Annotated in this window: 14 protein-coding genes and 1 tRNA gene; 9 read left to right on the top strand and 6 right to left on the bottom strand. The window is 70.9% G+C overall.

Going from position 1 to position 16,897, the window contains the following annotated elements:
* Positions 1 to 126 precede the first annotated feature (126 nt).
* Complete coding sequence (locus tag ACFWBN_RS27355; protein WP_385180206.1) at positions 127 to 1,146, top strand: LuxR C-terminal-related transcriptional regulator; 1,020 nt, start codon at positions 127 to 129, stop codon at positions 1,144 to 1,146.
* A gap of 13 nt (positions 1,147 to 1,159) precedes the next feature.
* Here the strand turns inward: ACFWBN_RS27355 and ACFWBN_RS27350 are convergent, their stop codons facing one another.
* Complete coding sequence (locus ACFWBN_RS27350; RefSeq protein ID WP_385180203.1) at positions 1,160 to 1,687, bottom strand: flavin reductase family protein; 528 nt, start codon at positions 1,685 to 1,687, stop codon at positions 1,160 to 1,162.
* 570 nt (positions 1,688 to 2,257) lie between these two features.
* On the opposite strand from ACFWBN_RS27350, the gene ACFWBN_RS27345 reads away from it, so the two are divergent.
* Both ACFWBN_RS27345 and ACFWBN_RS27340 read left to right on the top strand, forming a co-directional pair.
* A complete protein-coding gene (locus tag ACFWBN_RS27345; protein WP_385180200.1) occupies positions 2,258 to 3,193 on the top strand; it encodes a TauD/TfdA family dioxygenase in 936 nt (311 codons plus the stop codon).
* A gap of 35 nt (positions 3,194 to 3,228) precedes the next feature.
* Positions 3,229 to 4,044, top strand: coding sequence for a 4'-phosphopantetheinyl transferase family protein (locus ACFWBN_RS27340; protein ID WP_385180197.1), 816 nt, complete (start codon positions 3,229 to 3,231; stop codon positions 4,042 to 4,044).
* Positions 4,045 to 4,080: 36 nt separating this feature from the next.
* Here the strand turns inward: ACFWBN_RS27340 and ACFWBN_RS27335 are convergent, their stop codons facing one another.
* Positions 4,081 to 5,841 (bottom strand): BTAD domain-containing putative transcriptional regulator, encoded by a 1,761-nt coding sequence (locus ACFWBN_RS27335; RefSeq protein ID WP_385180194.1) that lies wholly within the window; start codon positions 5,839 to 5,841, stop codon positions 4,081 to 4,083.
* 360 nt (positions 5,842 to 6,201) lie between these two features.
* Here ACFWBN_RS27335 and ACFWBN_RS27330 point away from each other — a divergent pair, with 360 nt between their 5' ends.
* Together ACFWBN_RS27330 and ACFWBN_RS27325 are read left to right on the top strand one after the other, a co-directional pair.
* Complete coding sequence (locus tag ACFWBN_RS27330; RefSeq protein ID WP_385180192.1) at positions 6,202 to 6,873, top strand: DUF4097 family beta strand repeat-containing protein; 672 nt, start codon at positions 6,202 to 6,204, stop codon at positions 6,871 to 6,873.
* A 38-nt stretch (positions 6,874 to 6,911) separates the two neighbouring features.
* Entirely contained in the window at positions 6,912 to 9,188 is a 2,277-nt protein-coding gene (locus ACFWBN_RS27325) for a DPP IV N-terminal domain-containing protein (protein WP_385180190.1), read from the top strand.
* Between the two features lie 148 nt (positions 9,189 to 9,336).
* Here the strand turns inward: ACFWBN_RS27325 and ACFWBN_RS27320 are convergent, their stop codons facing one another.
* Positions 9,337 to 9,729, bottom strand: a complete 393-nt coding sequence (locus ACFWBN_RS27320; protein WP_385180187.1) for a RidA family protein — start codon at positions 9,727 to 9,729, stop codon at positions 9,337 to 9,339.
* A gap of 60 nt (positions 9,730 to 9,789) precedes the next feature.
* The gene (locus ACFWBN_RS27315; RefSeq protein WP_385180184.1) at positions 9,790 to 10,482 is read right to left on the bottom strand and encodes a MarR family transcriptional regulator; all 693 of its coding nucleotides are present in this window, start codon (positions 10,480 to 10,482) and stop codon (positions 9,790 to 9,792) included.
* 227 nt (positions 10,483 to 10,709) lie between these two features.
* Between ACFWBN_RS27315 and ACFWBN_RS27310 the strand changes: the two genes are divergently transcribed.
* Positions 10,710 to 11,717 carry a hypothetical protein gene (locus ACFWBN_RS27310; RefSeq protein WP_385180181.1) on the top strand — a complete coding sequence of 336 codons (1,008 nt, stop codon included), beginning with the start codon at positions 10,710 to 10,712 and terminating at the stop codon, positions 11,715 to 11,717.
* Here the strand turns inward: ACFWBN_RS27310 and ACFWBN_RS27305 are convergent.
* On the bottom strand, positions 11,686 to 12,489 hold the full coding sequence (locus ACFWBN_RS27305; RefSeq protein WP_385180178.1) for an inositol monophosphatase family protein: 804 nt from the start codon (positions 12,487 to 12,489) through the stop codon (positions 11,686 to 11,688). The two genes, ACFWBN_RS27310 and ACFWBN_RS27305, sit on opposite strands and share 32 nt — an antisense overlap.
* Before the next feature lie 67 nt (positions 12,490 to 12,556).
* Here ACFWBN_RS27305 and ACFWBN_RS27300 point away from each other — a divergent pair, with 67 nt between their 5' ends.
* The 3 genes from ACFWBN_RS27300 (at position 12,557) to ACFWBN_RS27290 (ending at position 15,082) form a co-directional block, all read left to right on the top strand.
* Positions 12,557 to 13,165 carry an ankyrin repeat domain-containing protein gene (locus ACFWBN_RS27300; RefSeq protein ID WP_385180174.1) on the top strand — a complete coding sequence of 203 codons (609 nt, stop codon included), beginning with the start codon at positions 12,557 to 12,559 and terminating at the stop codon, positions 13,163 to 13,165.
* 613 nt (positions 13,166 to 13,778) lie between these two features.
* Positions 13,779 to 13,982 carry a cold-shock protein gene (locus ACFWBN_RS27295; protein WP_030832902.1) on the top strand — a complete coding sequence of 68 codons (204 nt, stop codon included), beginning with the start codon at positions 13,779 to 13,781 and terminating at the stop codon, positions 13,980 to 13,982.
* Between the two features lie 593 nt (positions 13,983 to 14,575).
* Positions 14,576 to 15,082 (top strand): DUF3995 domain-containing protein, encoded by a 507-nt coding sequence (locus ACFWBN_RS27290; protein WP_385180169.1) that lies wholly within the window; start codon positions 14,576 to 14,578, stop codon positions 15,080 to 15,082.
* Between the two features lie 907 nt (positions 15,083 to 15,989).
* Here ACFWBN_RS27290 and ACFWBN_RS27285 read toward each other — a convergent pair.
* A tRNA-OTHER gene (locus ACFWBN_RS27285) sits at positions 15,990 to 16,109 on the bottom strand.
* Positions 16,110 to 16,897 lie beyond the last annotated feature (788 nt).

The raw sequence follows: 16,897 nt of genomic DNA, 5'->3' as shown, positions 1-16,897 counted from the left end.
TCGGGGATTCCCGACGACGGGTATGGGGGACACGTGCTGGAGCCCATTGGGTTGAGTGTGGACGCAACAGAGATTTATCGGGCCTCATTGCTGAATTCGTGTGGATCGATCGAAGAATTGACGCAGTTGGTCGACCGTCCGATCGATACCGTCCGTGACGCCCTGGACGAGTGCGTCCGGCTGGGGCTGATCCGGCTGTCCTGGGAGGTTCCCGGCCAGCTGCGGGCGATCAGTCCCGATGTCGCGCTCCAGGCCCTGCTGGCCCGTCAGGAATCGGCCCTGCTGGCCCGGCAGCGCGAGATGGCCGAGACCCGGGTGGAGGTCGCCCGGCTGATGGAGGAGTTCTCCGCCTCCCGCAACCAGCGCCGGCGCAGCGAGGTCGAACGGCTGGAGGGCATCGACCAGATCCGCGACCGCATCGAGGAGCTCACCCTCGCCTGCGAGCGGAGCCTGGTCACCCTGGCCCCCGGCGGACACCAGACCTCGGAGAACCGCAAGGCCAGCCGGCCGCTCAGCGAGTCCCTCCGGGAGCGCGGGGTCGACGTCCGCACCATCTACCTGGACAGCATCTACAACGACCCCGCCACGCTGGAACACGCCCGGTGGCTCGTCGAGTTGGGCAGCGACGTCCGTACGGTGGCCTCCCTGCCCACCCGCATGATCATCTTCGACGGGGAGGCGGCGATCCTGCCCATGGACCCCGAAGACAGCGGGACCGGGGCCCACCTCTTCCGCGGGCGCGGCCTGCTGGCCAGCCTCTCCGAGCTCTTCCAACTCGTCTGGGAGAGAGCCGCCCCCATCACCACCGCCCGCAGACAGCGGACCAGCACCGACTCCCAGGGGCTGACCAGCCAGGAGAGGGCCGTCCTCCGGCTTCTCGGCGAGGGGCTCACCGACGAGGGGGTGGCCCGCAAACTCGGCGTCTCGGTGCGCACCGGCCGGCGGATCACCGCCGACCTCATGGGGAGGCTCGGGGCCAAGAGCCGCTTCCAGGCCGGATTGCGCGCGGACCGCCTCGGCTGGCTCGACGAGGTCCCGTTCTCGGGCGTCGACAGCGAATCCGACCACGCCCTCGCCGACCTCCTGTCGCGGGACGGGGAGCCCGCCGGCCCGGAAAGCAAACCGCGCGCCGGCGCGGTCACATGACGGCCGGCCGGCCTCAGACGGCCCGGCCCCGTACCTCCGGGGAACGCAGGAACCCGCCCCGGTAGAACAGGAGCGGACCGGCGTCCTCGGCGGCGTCGCTCACGGTCAGGTCCACCACCCGGCCCACGACGATCCGGTGGTCGCCGGCCGGGATCACGGACTCGATGCGGCAGTCCACCCAGGCCAGACCACCGCCGATCCGCGGCGAACCCGTCCCTGCGGCCGGGCTCCAGGCCACCCCGGCGAACTTGTCGGCGCCGCTCTGCCCGAACCCCCGGCACAGTTCGGCCTGGTCCGCGCCCAGTACGGTCGCGCAGAACGACCCCGCCCGCTCGATGCGCGGCCCGGTCGTCGAGGTCTCGGCCACCGCGAAGGACACCAGCGGCGGATCCAGGGAGAGCGAGGCGAAGGACTGACAGGCGAATCCGACCGGCCGGCCCTCGTCGACGGCGGAGATGATCGTCACCCCCGTGCAGAACCGGCCGAGCACCTCCCGGAAGCGGCGTCGGTCGAAGCGGACGGCGGTGGCGGTCGTGTTCACGAGAACCTCACAGGACAGAAGGGACGACGGAGAACGGGCCCGTCCGTCGGACGGCGGCGCTCCGGCGTGCCACGACGGGAGCGGATCGCCGTACCGTGTCCTTCCGGTCCTCCGCGCCCTCGCCACCGTCGTCCGGCCGACTCGCCGAGTGGCGTTTCCCGCCACATCGCCGGCGGACCAAGCTCCCCGCGCCCCCTACACGTCGCCTATATGGGCCCAGGCGGTCTCGACCGTTCCACGAGCCGGCGCCGAGGGCTCTGAGAGAGATCCCGAAGGAGCCGGCGCTACCGTCGGACGGTCGGCACGTACCCGAACGGTCCTGGTCCGGTCCCTCCGGCGGCGCACTCGCAGGAGTACGCGCACCGGGGCCGGACCGCGGCACGCCGGGGGTGCGGGCCGGGGCATAGGAACGCCGTAGGCGCTCGGCATTCGATGGGGCACTGCCCAGACGGCCCGCGCACGCTCCCTTCCCCTCCCACCGGCCGGCCGATCGGGGTCCGGCCGCCCGGCACGGGCCTCGGACCCCGGCTCGGCAGCTCGTCACCCGTCGGACGTTGGAGAAAGGCCGGTATGGCGATGGAGGACTGGACCCCTCTGGAAATCGACCCAGAGGGAATCGGCGGCCCGGAGGAGCTCGTCGAACGACTGGAGGCCATGGGGCCGGGGGAGTTGACCGACCTCCTCACGGAGGAGAAGGCCGTCGTCTTCCGCGGTTTCGACATCACCTCGGACACGCTCGACGACATCCTCGGCCTCGTGCTTCCCGACCGGGCCGGGCCCGCCCGCCGGCCCGCCCGGCGCGACCGGATCGGCGGCGGCCTGCGGACCGCGGCCGAGGACCGGCCCCACGTCACCGTCCAGCCGCACAACGAGATGAGCCACAGCCACGCCTGGCCGACCCGGCTCGCCCTCTACTGTCACACCGCCTCCACCACCGGCGGCGCCACCGTGGTCGTCGACGGCGAGCGCTGGCTCGCCGCCCTGGAGCCCGAGCTGCGCGAACGGTTCGCACCGGGCGTCCGCTACGTGCGGTACCTGCACGACGGCCCCGGCCTCGGCGAGAGCTGGCAGGACGCCTTCGGAACCACCCACCGCGAGGAGGTCGAGGTCTTCCTCGACTGCACCGGAGCCGAGTGGTCCTGGAAGGCCGACGGCGGCATCCAGGTCGCGCAGATCCGACCCGCCACCGTCCTGCACCCGGTCACCGGCGCCGAGGTGTGGTTCAACCAGGCCCACCGGTGGTATCCGCCCGGCCACGGCGACGACACCGGCGACGCGCTGGCCCGGATCCTCCCGGGCGACGTGCCGCCCCGGAACGTCACCTTCAGCGACGGCTCCCCGATCCCCCAGGAATACGTGCTCCAGATCTCCGACCGGGGCTTCGCCCGCGCCGTGGACATCGAGTGGAACCGGGGCGACCTGATGCTCCTCGACAACGTGGCACTGGCCCACGGACGCCGCCCCTTCACCGGCCGCCGACGTATCTGTATGGCCATGTCCGACTGATGGCCCCCGCCCCGATCCCGTCAGGAAGCCGCCCCATGCACGATGCCTCTTATCGAACCCTGCACGAGACCGACGCCGTCCACGTCTGGCAGGGCGAGGCCCCGGACGAACCCGATCCGGGGGCGCTCGCCCTGCTCTCGCCGGAGGAGCGTGCCATCGCCCTCGGCCGCCCCGCACCCGTCGGCACCTGGTACGCCCACGCCCACGCCGAGGTCCGCCGCATCCTCGCCGGCTACCTCGGCGCCGACCCCCGGGAACTGCGCATGGGCCGGTGGCCCTGCCCGCGCTGCCCCGACCCCGCCCACGGCCGCCCCCGACTGCTCTTCCCGCGCACCGGGCTCGACTTCAACCTGTCCCGCTCCGGCCCGCACTGGCTGCTCGCGGTCGCCGCCGAGCGCCCGATCGGGGTGGACCTGGAGACCGCGCGCGTCCTGGACGACATCCGCAGCACCTCGCTCGTCGTCATGTCCCGCGCCGAGCTGCGCCACCTCGCGCTGCTGCCCGACGACCGCGCGCGCACCGCCGCGTTCTACCGGGCGTGGACCCGCAAGGAGGCAGTGGTCAAGGCGAACGGCGTCGGTGTCGTGGCCGATCTGAGGACCATCGACGTGCAGCCCCACCTGCCAGGACCGGTGGAGGTCCGGCACGTCGAGGCCCGCGGCCCGGAGCTGTGGACGGTACGGGACCTTCCGATCGGCCCGGACCGGTACGCGGCCCTGGCCCGGGAACCCGAGAGCACCGGACCGGTCCTGCTGATCGATCCGGCCGGACCCGGCACCGCCGTGGTCCCGCTCGCCGAGCCGGCCGCCGCGGGGCCGGGCCGCGTGCCCGCGGCGCTCCCCGCAGGGTGACGCGCGCGCTCGCGGCCCGGCCCGGCGCGCCGGTCCTCAGGCCGCCGATTCCTCGAAGGCGTAGCCCGTCCCGGCGAACAGCCGCAACAGCTCGTGGAGTCGGTACACCAGCATGCCCGGCTCGTCCGAGACGGTCAGCAGCCCGTCGTCCACCAGGGCCTCCAGGCCCTCCTCCACCGTGGCCGCCTCCAGCCCGAGCTCCCGGGCCGCCGACTGCGCGGAGAACACCTCCTGCCCCAACCGGGGCAGGAGCATCAGCAACTCCCTGTGCTCCAGACCCAGCCGGCGCAGCGAGACTCCCAGGCTGCGGGGGACCGAAAGCCCCCGCGCCTGCAGCTCCCGCAGCCGGATCCGCGGGTCCGCCAGCCGGCTCGCGAGCCGCCCCAGCGAGGCACCCGGCCGAGAGGCCAGCCGGGTCGCGACGATCCGCAGGGCCAACGGCAGCCCCGCACAGTGCCGGACGATCTCCCGCGCGGCCTGCGGCTCGGCCGCGATCCGCGCCGGGTCCACCGACGCGCACAGCATCCGGAAGCTCTCCTCGGTCCCGAGCGACCCCAGCACGATGGTGTGCAGCCCGCCGATCGGCCCCAGTGCGGTCCGGCTGGTGATCAGCACCGCGGGCTCCGGGGCTCCCGGCAGCAGCGGCGCCAACTGCAGTTCGTTGACCGCGTTGTCCAGGAGGATCAGCAGCCGGCGCCGGGCGGTCCGGGTCCGGTACAGCCGGATCAGCTCGTCCAGGTCCGGTTCGGCCGCACCCACCGGCTCGCCGAGCGCCCGCAACAGGGCGACCAGCACGTCCCGGGGATCCTGCGGCGAGCCGTCGGGGTGGCTCAGGTTCACGTACAGCTGGCCGTCGGGGAAGGCGTCCAGGCAGTCGTTGGCCGCCCGTACCGCGAGCGCCGTCTTCCCGCACCCCGCCATGCCCGTCAGCAGGAACCGCCGCGCGTGCCAGGAGCGGCCCTCGGCCGACGGCAGCAGCCGGCGCAGCTCGGCGAGCTCCGCCTCACGACCGGTGAAGTCCGGGATGTCCGGCGGCAGCATCGCCGGCGGCGCGAGCACGGCGGTCGGCGGCCCGGCCGGCGTGTCCGGAATCGGCTCGCCGGTCAGCACCGCCTGGTAGGCCGCCGCCAGCTCCGCGCCCGGATCCACTCCCAGCTCCTCGGCCAGGACCCGGCGCCCCTCGTGGTACGTGGTCAGCGCGTCGGCCTGCCGGCCGTCCCGGTACAGGGCCTTCATCAGCTGCGCCCGCATCCGCTCGCGCACCGGGAACTCGGCGACCAGCGCCGTCAGCTCCGGCACCACCCGACGGTGCCGGCCGAGCGCCAGGTCCACCTCGATGCGGTTCTCCGTCGCGGCGGCCCGCGCCTCCTCCAGCCTCGGCAGCTCGGTGTCGGCCAGGAACTCCGCCACGTTCGACAGGGCGGGCCCCCGCCACAGCTCCAGCGCGTCCCGAAGCTGCGCCTGGGCGCGTTCCAGGTCGCCGGCCTCCTGCGCCTCCGCGCCGAGCCGGGCCAGCCGCTCGAACTCCAGGAAGTCCACCCGGGCGTTCCCGGTGTCCATCGCGTAGCCCGGCAGCTGCCGAACGATGCTCACGCTGTCGCCGAGCTGCGTCCGCAGGCGCGAAATGTACGTGTAGATCTGTGCGCTCATCGTGGCCGGCGGGTTCCACCCCCACAACAGGTGGCTCAGCCGGGCGTCGGAGACCATCCGCCCTTTGGCCAGCAGCAGCGCGGCCAGCACGGTCTTGACCTTCGCACCCGACAGCAGAACACGTTCCCCGTCTCTGTGGACCTCCACCGGGCCCAGAATCCGGAACTCCATGGCACCCCCCGTTTGGTTGCTTTCCGGGGGTCCAGTCTCGGACCGAATTGGCCACCGTGGCAGCTTCCGTCCTGTCAGGACGTTGCGGCGGCAGCCCCCTGCAACCTCCTGCCACGAAGCCCGCCCCGACAGGGTCTGACGCTCCGGCATAGCGTTCACTCTCAATCTATTGCAACGTCCGCACGGCCTCCGTTGCATTAATCCAGAGAACCACTGCAACGATTTCAGAGCTCTGACCTGCGATAATGCTGTTCTTGCGCAACGATTCTGTTGTCGGATCCTCGAATGCAACGTAGCGTTTCTCTCATCAGAAACAGCGAGCCGAAGGAAAAGACCATGCAGAAGTTCGACACCACCGCCCCGATCTCCGCCGTCCTGGACATCCCCGCCGGACAGATCCGGTTCATCGCCGCCGACCGCGCCGACACCACGGTCGAGATCCGGCCCGCGAACGCTTCGAGCGGCCGGGACGTGACGGCGGCCGAGCAGACCACGGTCGAGTACGCCGACGGGGTGCTGCGGATCGCGGCCGCTCCGGCGAAGAACCGGATCCTCGGCAACTCCGGCTTCGTGGAGGTCACCGTCCAGCTGCCGGCCGGCTCCCGCGTCGAGGCGAAGGCCGCGAGCGCCGAGCTTCGGGGTGTCGGGCGCCTCGGCGATGTCACCTTCGAGGCCGCGCAGGGCAGGGTCAAGCTCGACGAGACGGCGGGTGCCCGCCTCACCCTCCAGGCCGGTGACGTTGCGGTCGGCCGTCTGGGCGGCTCGGCGGAGATCAGCACCCAGAAGGGCGACCTGAACATCGCCGAGGCGATGGGCGGCACGGTCACCCTGCGCACCGAGTACGGCGAGATCGCGGTCGGTGCCGCCCGCGGCGTCTCCGCCTCCCTGGACGCCGGCACCGCCTACGGCCGGGTCCTCAACGCGCTCACCAACACCGACGGCGCCACCGCAGGCCTGAACATCCACGCGACCACCGCCTACGGCAACGTCACCGCCCGCAGCCTCTGAACAACCAACTCCCCCCACCAAGGACGGACACACAAAGAATGAGCACCACGCAGGACTACCAGGCTGCGGAGCAGCTCCTCCGCCGCCCCGCCCGCCCCGGCGAGCTCGTCACCGGCGACAAGGTCAGGCCGCAGTGGATCGACGGAGGCGCCCGCTTCCTCTACGCGGTGAGCAACGGCGTCGGCAGGCGGTTCGTACGGGTCGACCCGGCGGCGGGCACCCGCGAGCCGGCCTTCGACCACGCCCGGCTCGCCACCGCACTGGCCGCCGCCTCCGGGCAGCAGGTAGACCCCGAGGCCTTGCCGTTCATGGCCATCGAACTTGCCGGGAACGCCGTGGAGTTCGCCGCGCTCGGTGAGTACTGGCGCTGCCGCCTGGACGACTACACCTGCGAGCGGGCCGAGTTCACGCCGCCCGGCAACCCCCTCGACGTGCTGTCACCCGACCAGAAGACCGCGGTGTCCCAGCGCGGGCACGACCTGTGGGCCCGCTCCCTGTCCGACGGCCGCGAGTGGCCCCTGACCACCGACGGCGAGCCCGACCACCGGTACGGCTCCGGCCCGGACTCCACGAGCAACGCCACCCTGCTGCGCAAGATAGGCCTGCCGCACCTGCCGCCCGCGGTGGCCTGGTCGCCGGACTCGACGAAGGTCCTCGCCCACCGGACCGATGAGCGCGGCGTCCGGCAGACCCACCTCGTGGAGGCCAGGCCCGCCGACGGCAGCGCGCCCCGCCCGCACACCCAGCGGTACGCCTACGCCGGAGACGAGAACCTCCCGCAGGCCGAGCTCGTCGTACTGGACGTCGCCGCGGGCACGGTCGTCCGCGCGCAGACCGAGCCGCTGCTCATGCCGCAGCTGTCGCCGATCACGGCCAAGTGGGCGTGGTGGGCCCCGGACGGCTCGGCGGTGTACTACCTCGCCCGGCCCCGCGACCTGCGTACGCTCACCCTGCACCGGCTGGACCCGGCCACCGGCGAGGTCACGACGCTCCTCAGCGAAACCGGGACCACCCGGGTCGAGCCCAACCAGTGGCTGTACGAACCGCCGATCGTCCGGATCCTGGCCGACGAGGTGCTGTGGTACTCGCAGCGCGACGGCTGGGGCCACCTGTACCGCTACGACCTGCGCACCGGCGCACTGCTCGGGCAGGTCACCTCCGGACCGTGGGCGGTGCGCCAGATCCTGCACGTCGACGAGGCCGACCGCACGGTGTACTTCACCGCCTCCGGCCTGGTCGAGGAGGACCCCTACCGGCGCACGGTGTGCCGGGCCCGCCTGGACGGCTCCGGCTTCACCAGGATCACCGAAGACGACCTGGACCACGTCATCACCCTCCCCGACCACCAGGAGTACTTCATCGACTCCGCGTCCACGGTCGACACCCCGCCGGTGACGACGGTCCGCGACTGGTCCGGACAGGTCCTGGTCGAGCTGGAGCGCGCCGACATCGGCAAGCTCACCGCCACCGGCTGGACGCCGCCGGAACGCTTCCGCGTCAAGGCGGCCGACGGGGTGACGGACATCTACGGAATCCTCTACCACCCCCGGGGCTTCGACCCCGCCCGGCGCTACCCGGTGGTGGACAACCTCTACCCCGGCCCGCAGGTCACCCGGGTCGCCCCGTGCTTCGACCCCGGCGGCATGGGCCTCGACGCGGAACCCCTCGCAGCCCTGGGCTTCGCAGTGGTGGCACTCGACGGACGGGGCACCCCCGGCCGCAGCAAGTCCTTCCACGACGCCTCCTACGGCCACCTGGCCGACGCCGGCAACCTGGCCGACCACGTCGCGGCCCTCCGCCAACTGGCCGAGACCCGGCCGTGGATGGACCTGGACCGGGTGGGCGCCTTCGGCCACTCCGGAGGCGGGTTCGCCGCAGCGCGCGCGATGCTGGACTTCCCCGAGGTGTACAAGGCCGCAGCCGCCCTCTCCGGCTCGCACGACGCCCGCCACTTCAACGCGGGCTTCGTGGAGACCTACGACGGCGCGGACGACCCCGAAGCCTGGGCCCGTACCTCCAACGTGGACCGCGCACACCGGCTGGCGGGCAAACTCCTCCTCATCCACGGCGAAATGGACGACCAGGTCCACCCCGACCACACCCTGCGGCTCGCCGACCGGCTCATCGCCGCCGGCAAGGACTTCGAGCTGCTCATCGTCCCCGGCGCCGAGCACACGTTCATCGACTGCCTGGCCTACGTCCGCACGCGCTGCTGGGACTTCCTGGTCCGCGAACTGATGGGCACACAACCCCCCGCCTACCGCCCCGCCCCCATCGCCATCGGCCCCGAGCTGCTCGCCGAGCTGTTCGCCTGAGCCCCGGCTCCCGACTGCCCGCACCCAGCCCGCCCGACGCCGACCATGGAACACGGAGGGCGCGGCCCTCCGCCCGCCCGCCGAACACAAGGCAAGCGCCCCCGTCCCGCACCTTCACCTACGGCGCCACCCGGAAGGAGCGGGACCCCTAACCCACCACGGCGTCGATCTCCACCTCGACCAGCCACTCGGGGTCGATGAACCGGGACACCTCGACGACCGTCAACACGGGCCGCACAGCAGCGAACCGCTCCCCGTGCGCCCGTGCGGCCTCCTTCCACGTGGTCACATCGGTGAGCATGATGCGCGTCCGCACCACATCTCCCAAAGACGCCCCGGCCTCCTCCAACGCCCGCTCGGCGATGTCCAGACACCGCACGGTCTGCGCATGGACGTCCCCCACCCCCACGGTCGCCCCGTCATCCCCGATGGGAGCCGTACCGGCGACCGCCACGTACTCCCCCTTCCGAACCGCCCGCGAAAACCCGATCTCCGGCTCCAACGGCGACCCGGAGCCAACGTTCTGTCGAATCCGTCCCATCCCGCCATGCTCCCAGACCGTTCGAATCCCCCGACGGCGGCCCGGCGGCGAGCCAACGGGCTACGGCCTCGCCGCCTGCTCCCGCCGCCACTCCTCGGCGGCCTGGAGCATGGCGTGCCCGACGCGCTCGAAGAACTCCCCGATGTCCTGCAGCCGGGCCCCCGCCGGCGTGGTGGCGCCGAGGGTCCGGGCCCCCGTTCGGGCGAAGTCCGCCAGCGCGGAGTTCTGGCGGGCGCTGGCCATCCAGCCCCGGAACCAGGCGTCCGCGTCGATGACGTAGCGGTCCCGCCGCCGGTGCGGGTCGCGCTCCCGCCGAACCAACTCCTGCCGCTCCAGTTCACCGATCGCCTTGGACACGGACGCGGCACTGACCCGCAGCCGCTGCACGAGCTCGGCGGCCGACAGACTGCCACTGTCGGTGAGATACAGGCAGGTGAGCACGCGCGCGGTCATCCGTGACAGCCCCGTACCGACCATGATCGCGGTGAACTGCTCCTCAAGCCCATGCACCGCCTCAGCCTCAGCCTCCGGTCCAGGAGAGGCGGCAACCCTGCTCCGGCGAGCACGCTCCTGCGTGGCCAAGTGCGCCCGATCGGCCTGGTATCCGTCAGGGCCGCCGTTGCGCGCCACCTCCCGCGTGACGGTGGACAACGGCCGCCCCAGCCGCCCGGCGATCTCGGTGGGGGTCAGCCCCTCACCCAGCCCCTCGGCGATCCTCCGACGGTCCTCGTGGGTCAGCCTGCCTCCGGGCATGAGTGGAACCTCCTGTGATCGCGCGCTGGGTACCCAGTCTTACGTTCACCCCCAGCTCATTGCAACCCCGCACCAAAAGGCTTGCGTTCACCAACAGGCCCATTGCAACAAACCCCAAAAACCCCTACCAGCAAGCCAGTTAGTAGGCCCCAATCAGTTGCCAATCCAATAAACGCAAGTTAGCTTTCACTAAACCCGAAAAGGAAGTCATCACAGGGAGCTCCCCCATGACATCGCTACTCGACCCCGCACGCCCCACCGGGCACTCCACCCTGCGCACCGCGTGGCGAACCTGGCACCGCCCCCTGCTGATCTGCGCAGCCCTCATGTCGGCCCTCATGCTCCTGAGCGGCATCGGCATGGCCGTCGACAGCCGGACCCTCCTCGGCGAGTCGGTATGGGCCAAGCCCCTGAAGTTCGCCTTCGCCTTCACCCTCTACACGGCCACCCTGGCCTGGCTGCTGACCAAGCTGAACAAGGGCAGACGCCTGGCCCGCTGGACCGGCACCGTCTTCGCGCTCGCCGCGACCGCCGAAGTCGCCGCCATCACCCTCCAGGCGGCCCGCGGCACGTTCAGCCACTTCAACGCCGACCAGAGCGACCCGATCACCCTGGCCCTGGTCCCCGTCCTCACCCTCGGCGTCATGGTCATCGTCATCGCACAGCTGCTCATCTCGACAGTCGTACTGATCCAGCGCACAGGCGGCCGGGACCTGAACCGGGCACTCCGCGCCGGCCTCGCCCTCGCCACCGCCGGCATGCTCATCCCCATCTACTGGATGGCCGGCGCGACCCACCCCCGCACCGTCACCGACGCCAACGGCACCGACATCCCGATGTACCAGGGCCACGGCATCGGCGACCCCGACGGCCACGGCATGCCCCTCACCAACTGGAGCACGACCGGCGGCGACTTCCGCGTCCCGCACTTCTTCGCCCTCCACGGCATCCAGGCGCTCCTCCTCCTCACCGTCGCCCTGATAGCCCTCTCCACCCGCCACCCCCGGCTCCGCGACGAGCGCGTCCGAGCCCGCCTGATAGGCACTGCCGCCCTCGGCTACTCCGGCCTGGTAGCGGTCGTCACCTGGCAGGCCGCCCGCGGCCAGTCCCTGATCCACCCGGACACCGCAACCCTCACGGCCTTCGCCGCGGTCCTCCTCCTCACCGCCGCGATCACCATCCAGGTCATCCGAGCCGGCCGCCTCACCCCCTCACGCCGCGAATCATCGACATGAGCGACCGATGGGTCTCCCCGTCGGCGGCCACGACGAGCCCACGCCCCTCCGGCCCGACCGGGCCGCCGTCAACTCCCGTCACCACACACCCCGCAGCCCGGCACAACGCGATGCCGGCAGCAAAATGCACGCTCCCCGACAAATCCCCGCCGTCGGTGGCGTACGCGGCGCGCTTCCCACCAGCCACCCACGCCAAGGCCAACGTCGTGGACACGACCCGAGGCCGGAACCTCTCGACGAACCCAGGGTGCGCCAGCAGCCCCACAGCCCGAAAGCCGGGCGCACTGGGGAACGGCGGATCCAGATTGACGTCCACCAGCCCGCTACCAGAGGAAGGCACGAGCCGCACATCGCCCCCACCACTGCGCACCCAGGCCGAGGCCCCACCGTCGGTGAAGAAGACCTCACCACTGAACGGATCGGCCACGGCCGCCGCCCCACCGCGCAGCGCCACGTTGACGGCCACCGCCATATTCCCGACGGCGTAGTTCAGCGTCCCGCACAAGGGATCCACCAACCACTCCCGCTCCGCCCCCGAAGCCCCCTGCCGCCCCCCTTCCTCCCCGAGCACGTCGTCATCGGGCCTGGCTGCACGGAGAACACCAAGGATCGCCTTCTCGGCCCCCACATCGGCAGCAGTGGCGAAGTCCCCGCCCCCCTTGTCGACACGGGCGACCCGGCGGCCGTACATGCCGCGCACCACATCCGCCCCGGCCCGCACCGCAGCTATCGCGACCTCGGCATCATCAAGCCCCGCATAAGAGTTGATCATGTCCCGCACAATACCGACGGCAACCCCACCCCCACAGGAAGCAGAGAAGCGCAGACATGATCAGGGGATGGACATGGCGAATCAGCTGACGCGGGCCGTGGAGGACGGCGATACGGCCGCGGTGGCACGGCTGCTGGATGCGGGCGCCGAGGTGGACGCTCCGAACACGGATCGGTGCACCGCGCTGGAGCTCGCGGTACAAACAGAACATGTCGAGATGGTGCGTCTCCTCCTTGCCGCAGGGGCAGATCCGCACCAGCGGACAGGTGAGTACGAAGAACTGACGCCGCTACTCGAAGCGGTGACGCGGGGGCACACCGCAGTGGTGAGCGCCCTGCTCGATGCCGGGGCTCCCACCTGTGCCCAGGGCAAGATGAGCTGGCTGCCGCTGGTGGTGGTGCCGGACGGAGACCAAGGCCACGAAATCGTGGACCTGCTCCTGGACCGCGGGGCGGACGTCAACGGTCTTATGAAGGACTGGACACCTCTCGAATGGGCGGCTGCTCGCGGACAGGCGGAGATGGTGCGCCACCTGCTTGCCCGCGGTGCGACGTCAACAGCGGAGGCCCTGAACGAGGCATACGCGCGGTGGAACGGGTCTCCGGAGGCCGTAGCGAAGTACGGACCCGTCATCAACACCCTACGCGCCGCAGATCGTGATCTCGCTGGCCAGTAAATCTGTACAGCCGCCATGCAGGTTGGTTGTGCTGGCCGACGACGCCGGACCCGGGTGGTCCTCCTCTTCCCGAGTCTATCCGGGTATCAAAATGATGCATGGGCGAAGGAACCGTTGAGGTTGATCGGCACGAGGGCTGGCCATGGCCCGCGAGGAGGTTCGGTCCCGCGTGCGAGGGGCTGGATGGGTCAAGAGGAATCGTTCCTTCGATCCCTATTGGGTGATCCCAGATAAAAAGTGCAGGTCGAATCCCTCAGCTGGGTTAGGGGTGTGGCCGAACCGTTTCGAATGAAGGGAAGTCACACCGTGGTGCTTTCAGGCGGCGGCCTCAATGCCCTTGTCCATGTTCTGTTGAGTGGTCTCGCCGGGCTTCTTGGGGCCATTCTCTAACAGTCCGTACAGCAGATCCCGGCCGACGGAGTGCAGCGATCCCCAAGTCCGAAGGCCCGGGCCTGACTGAGTGAAACGAGGTGGGCTCCGGTAAAGCAAAGCGAAACCGGAGCCCTCGTCTCGTTCACTCCTGGGTGCTGTTTTGCCTGTGAGGGTTGGGGGGAGTATCGGGTTGCCGCCGGCCGCGGTGTTCGCGGGCTGGGGCGGATCGGGAAGGCGTGTCATGGCTCAGGGGACTGTGAAGTGGTTCAACGCGGAGAAGGGGTTCGGGTTCATTTCGCCGGATGACGGTACTCCGGACGTGTTCGTACATTTCTCCGAGATCGATGCGTCCGGGTTCCGCTCGCTTGAGGAGAACCAGCGGGTGGAGTTCACCACCGGCCAGGGCCCCAAGGGCCCCCAGGCACAGCAGGTCCGCCCCATCTGATCCTTCCTCCTGCACTGTTGCCAATCTGTCCCCGCACAGCGAGCCCGTGCGTGGTGGGTGACAGGGCTGGTCCCGGTAGGCCCCGAGATCCTCCGGCTGGCAGGGCTGGTCCCGTCGAGCACAGCGAGCCCGCGGAGGCGACCCAGACAGCACGGCCCTGCCAGGAGACCGTAAGTACCTGTTTCTGAACCTAAAAGGCCAGGTCAGAGACAGGACCACCCCGGCGAGGCTGTATGGCACGTTCGCCGAACGGTTGCAGTAACCATTCGGCGAACGGCAGTCCTGAGGCGCATGGGGGCAGGTGTCGTACGGCACCTTCATCAGGGGCACCCGGGTGCCCCCGGCCAGACGGGCCGCAGCCAGTCTGGGCGAGGTTCAAAGGTCGGGCAGGTGCAGGCGGTGTGGGCCCGCACTGCCGCCCGGACACGGCCAAGGCCGGCAGGCCGGTACCCGCGGTGGACCCTGCTCCCCCGGATAGGGGAGCAGGGATCGTGCGGCGGCCGGATCCGCGGGAGGGGGCTGTTCGGAGAGGCTTGGTTCACGGCGGGGGGACATCGGACCGCCACCCGAACCCGAGCATCCCGGAGGACCTGATGGCGACCGATAGCGCGACCTCACTGCCCGCCCGTCAGCCCGCATGGCCCGGTTACGTGGCCGCTGTCGCGGCCCTGGGATACGCCGCGCCGCACTTCTGGTGGGGCGCCGGTATCTCGTCGATGTTCCCCGGGGACTTCGCCACGGCCCCGCACGCAAACCTGGAGGCCGCCATCGGCTACTGGATGATGGGCGCCCTGGCCGCGTTCGGCGCCGTGCTCTCCCTCGCCCTGGTCCGTCCCTGGGGCCGCCGCATCCCGGCCCTCCTCATCGCCGTCCCGTCGGGACTCGCCGCGATCGGCATGACCCTCTGGGGCTTCACGTACTTCGCGATGCAGTACCTGCTCTCCGCCGACCGCGTGGTTTCGGCCCCGGCCTTCGCAGCCAAGGACGCGCATCCGCAGGCCGCCTGGGGGCTGTTCTGGTACGCCCTCTTCCTGATCTGGGGCATCACCCTGGGCATCGCGGCCTGGCAGCGCCTGCGCGCGCGCCCCCTGGCAGCGTGATCGCGGGCCACCCAGGCCGCCGAGCTCTCATCCCACACGCGTAATCACCACAGCAGCCCCGGCGCCCCCAGGGCTGCTGTGGTCCCTTGGAGAATCAGCCTTCTTGCCAGTTCGCGCTACCGGCTCCTGAGCCACCGCCGCATTCGCCCGAGGATGTTCCCCTCTGGCTTGCCGCCGGGTGCCTCCCGTTCTCGTGAACAACAGGCTCGGCGCCGGCCCCAAGGCACCTCCCGAACCGCTGGAGAAAAGCTGCTCTTCGACGCGTATAGAGCCAGGGTGTCGTGGTGGGGGAGCGGGGTGGACTTCCTGAAGTCGCGCGGATGGAGATGAGTGGTGCGGCGGTGGGCCGGCTGCTGGAATTGCGGGCGACGCGTCGGCTGACGGCAGGCCATGTACGGGTTGTGACGGGAGCGTTCGGGGTGTCGGAGCGGACGGTGTGGCGCTGGCCCGCTGCGCCCGGTCCCGGGTGCTCGGTCGCGCACGGCGCGGCATCGTTTCTTGTGAAGCCGAGGTTCGTCGACCCGGGCAGGAAGACGACCGCGCTTCAGTGGGTAGAGAAAGGGGTCGATGACTTTCTGGCAGCAGGCTGGGAAGTTCTTAGATGTCCACCGCTAAGCAGCTCCGAGCGGACGAAGAGCCGGAGAACGATGTGCCGCGCTAGAGGCCGCGCCATGGTGCGGCCCCCTCTCCTTCCCCAACCCGCAGGCGAGCCCCACACGACCGCCGTGCCTGCTGCCAGCTGGCCCGCAGAGCGGGCCCTACGGCCTGGAGGCGAAGCGGATATACCAACAGGCCGAAGCCCCAGACCCCGTGAAACCGGATCACCTCCCGCGCGGAGCGCGGGAGCCCTGGCACTTGCGGAGCAGACCTGCTCTGGTCGAGGCACGACTTGGCCCGAAGGGGGTTGTGGAGCCGGCGGGATTCGAACCCGCGGACCGGGGGAGGCAGGCCCGCCCAGTACCCGGTCAGTCGGTGTAAGAAGAGCCTTTCCTACGCCGATCGCAATTGGCCGCTCTGCCACGGCTTCGAAACCAGCGGGAGTGGCTGCTCCCGCTCTGAAGACGCTAGTAGCACCGTGGCGAGAGTGCGAAGGCTTTCCTTTCGACAGGGGCCCGCGCCCCGCCGCCACAGGACACCGCCCCTGCTGCAGGCGCCCGCAGAGCGGGCTTGTTCCTGGAGGCGGAGCCGGAAGGACTTTGGGTGGGGGAGCAGAGCGGACCCACCCAACGGTCCAGAGACCCGGTCCCCGTGAGACGGGGTCACCTCCCGCGCGGAGCGCGGGAGCCCTCGAAGCGGACCTTCGCCGAGCGGAGCGAGGCGGAGGAACCCCCAGCCCGCAGGGCCGGCCTTGGCTCCGCGAAGCGGAGCCTTCGCGGAGCCAAGCGCGGATCTGGAGCGAAGCGGAAGAACTCCGGCCCGAAGGGCCGGCTCGGGTCCGCGAAGCGGACCTCCGCCGAGCGCAGCGAGGCGGCCGAACTCCCTGTTCCGGAGCGAAGCGGAGGAACCCCGGCCCGAAGGGCTGGCGAGGAACCCCCAGCCCGCAGGGGGGCTCTGGCTCCGCGAAGCGGAGCCCCGCCGAGCGCAGCGAGGCGGTGGAACTTCTAGTTCCGGAGCGAAGCGGAGGAACCCCGGCCCGAAGGGCCGGCTCTGGGTCCGCGAAGCGGACCTCCGCCGAGCGCAGCGAGGCGGCCGAACTCCCTGTTCCGGAGCGAAGCGGAGGAACCCCGGCCCGCAGGGCCGGCTCTGGGTCCGCGAAGCGGACCTCCGCCGAGCGCAGCGAGGCGGTTTCTTTCCCAGGCGCGCAGCGCCTGGGGT

The sequence above is a fragment of the Streptomyces sp. NPDC059989 genome, from assembly GCF_042736975.1.
Taxonomy (GTDB): domain Bacteria; phylum Actinomycetota; class Actinomycetes; order Streptomycetales; family Streptomycetaceae; genus Streptomyces.
Note: the sequence above shows the minus strand (reverse complement) of the source record. Positions and strands in the feature narration are given on the sequence as shown.

Bases quoted from the DNA above. Each gene is read 5' to 3' on its own strand.
- ACFWBN_RS27345 (WP_385180200.1), top strand. From the start codon at position 2,258: ATGGCGATGGAGGACTGGACCCCTCTGGAAATCGACCCAGAGGGAATC.
- ACFWBN_RS27320 (WP_385180187.1), bottom strand. From the start codon at position 9,729: ATGGGACGGATTCGACAGAACGTTGGCTCCGGGTCGCCGTTGGAGCCG.
- ACFWBN_RS27300 (WP_385180174.1), top strand. From the start codon at position 12,557: ATGGACATGGCGAATCAGCTGACGCGGGCCGTGGAGGACGGCGATACG.
- ACFWBN_RS27305 (WP_385180178.1), bottom strand. From the start codon at position 12,489: ATGATCAACTCTTATGCGGGGCTTGATGATGCCGAGGTCGCGATAGCT.
- ACFWBN_RS27315 (WP_385180184.1), bottom strand. From the start codon at position 10,482: ATGCCCGGAGGCAGGCTGACCCACGAGGACCGTCGGAGGATCGCCGAG.
- ACFWBN_RS27330 (WP_385180192.1), top strand. From the start codon at position 6,202: ATGCAGAAGTTCGACACCACCGCCCCGATCTCCGCCGTCCTGGACATC.
- ACFWBN_RS27310 (WP_385180181.1), top strand. From the start codon at position 10,710: ATGACATCGCTACTCGACCCCGCACGCCCCACCGGGCACTCCACCCTG.
- ACFWBN_RS27340 (WP_385180197.1), top strand. From the start codon at position 3,229: ATGCACGATGCCTCTTATCGAACCCTGCACGAGACCGACGCCGTCCAC.
- ACFWBN_RS27290 (WP_385180169.1), top strand. From the start codon at position 14,576: ATGGCGACCGATAGCGCGACCTCACTGCCCGCCCGTCAGCCCGCATGG.
- ACFWBN_RS27295 (WP_030832902.1), top strand. From the start codon at position 13,779: ATGGCTCAGGGGACTGTGAAGTGGTTCAACGCGGAGAAGGGGTTCGGG.
- ACFWBN_RS27325 (WP_385180190.1), top strand. From the start codon at position 6,912: ATGAGCACCACGCAGGACTACCAGGCTGCGGAGCAGCTCCTCCGCCGC.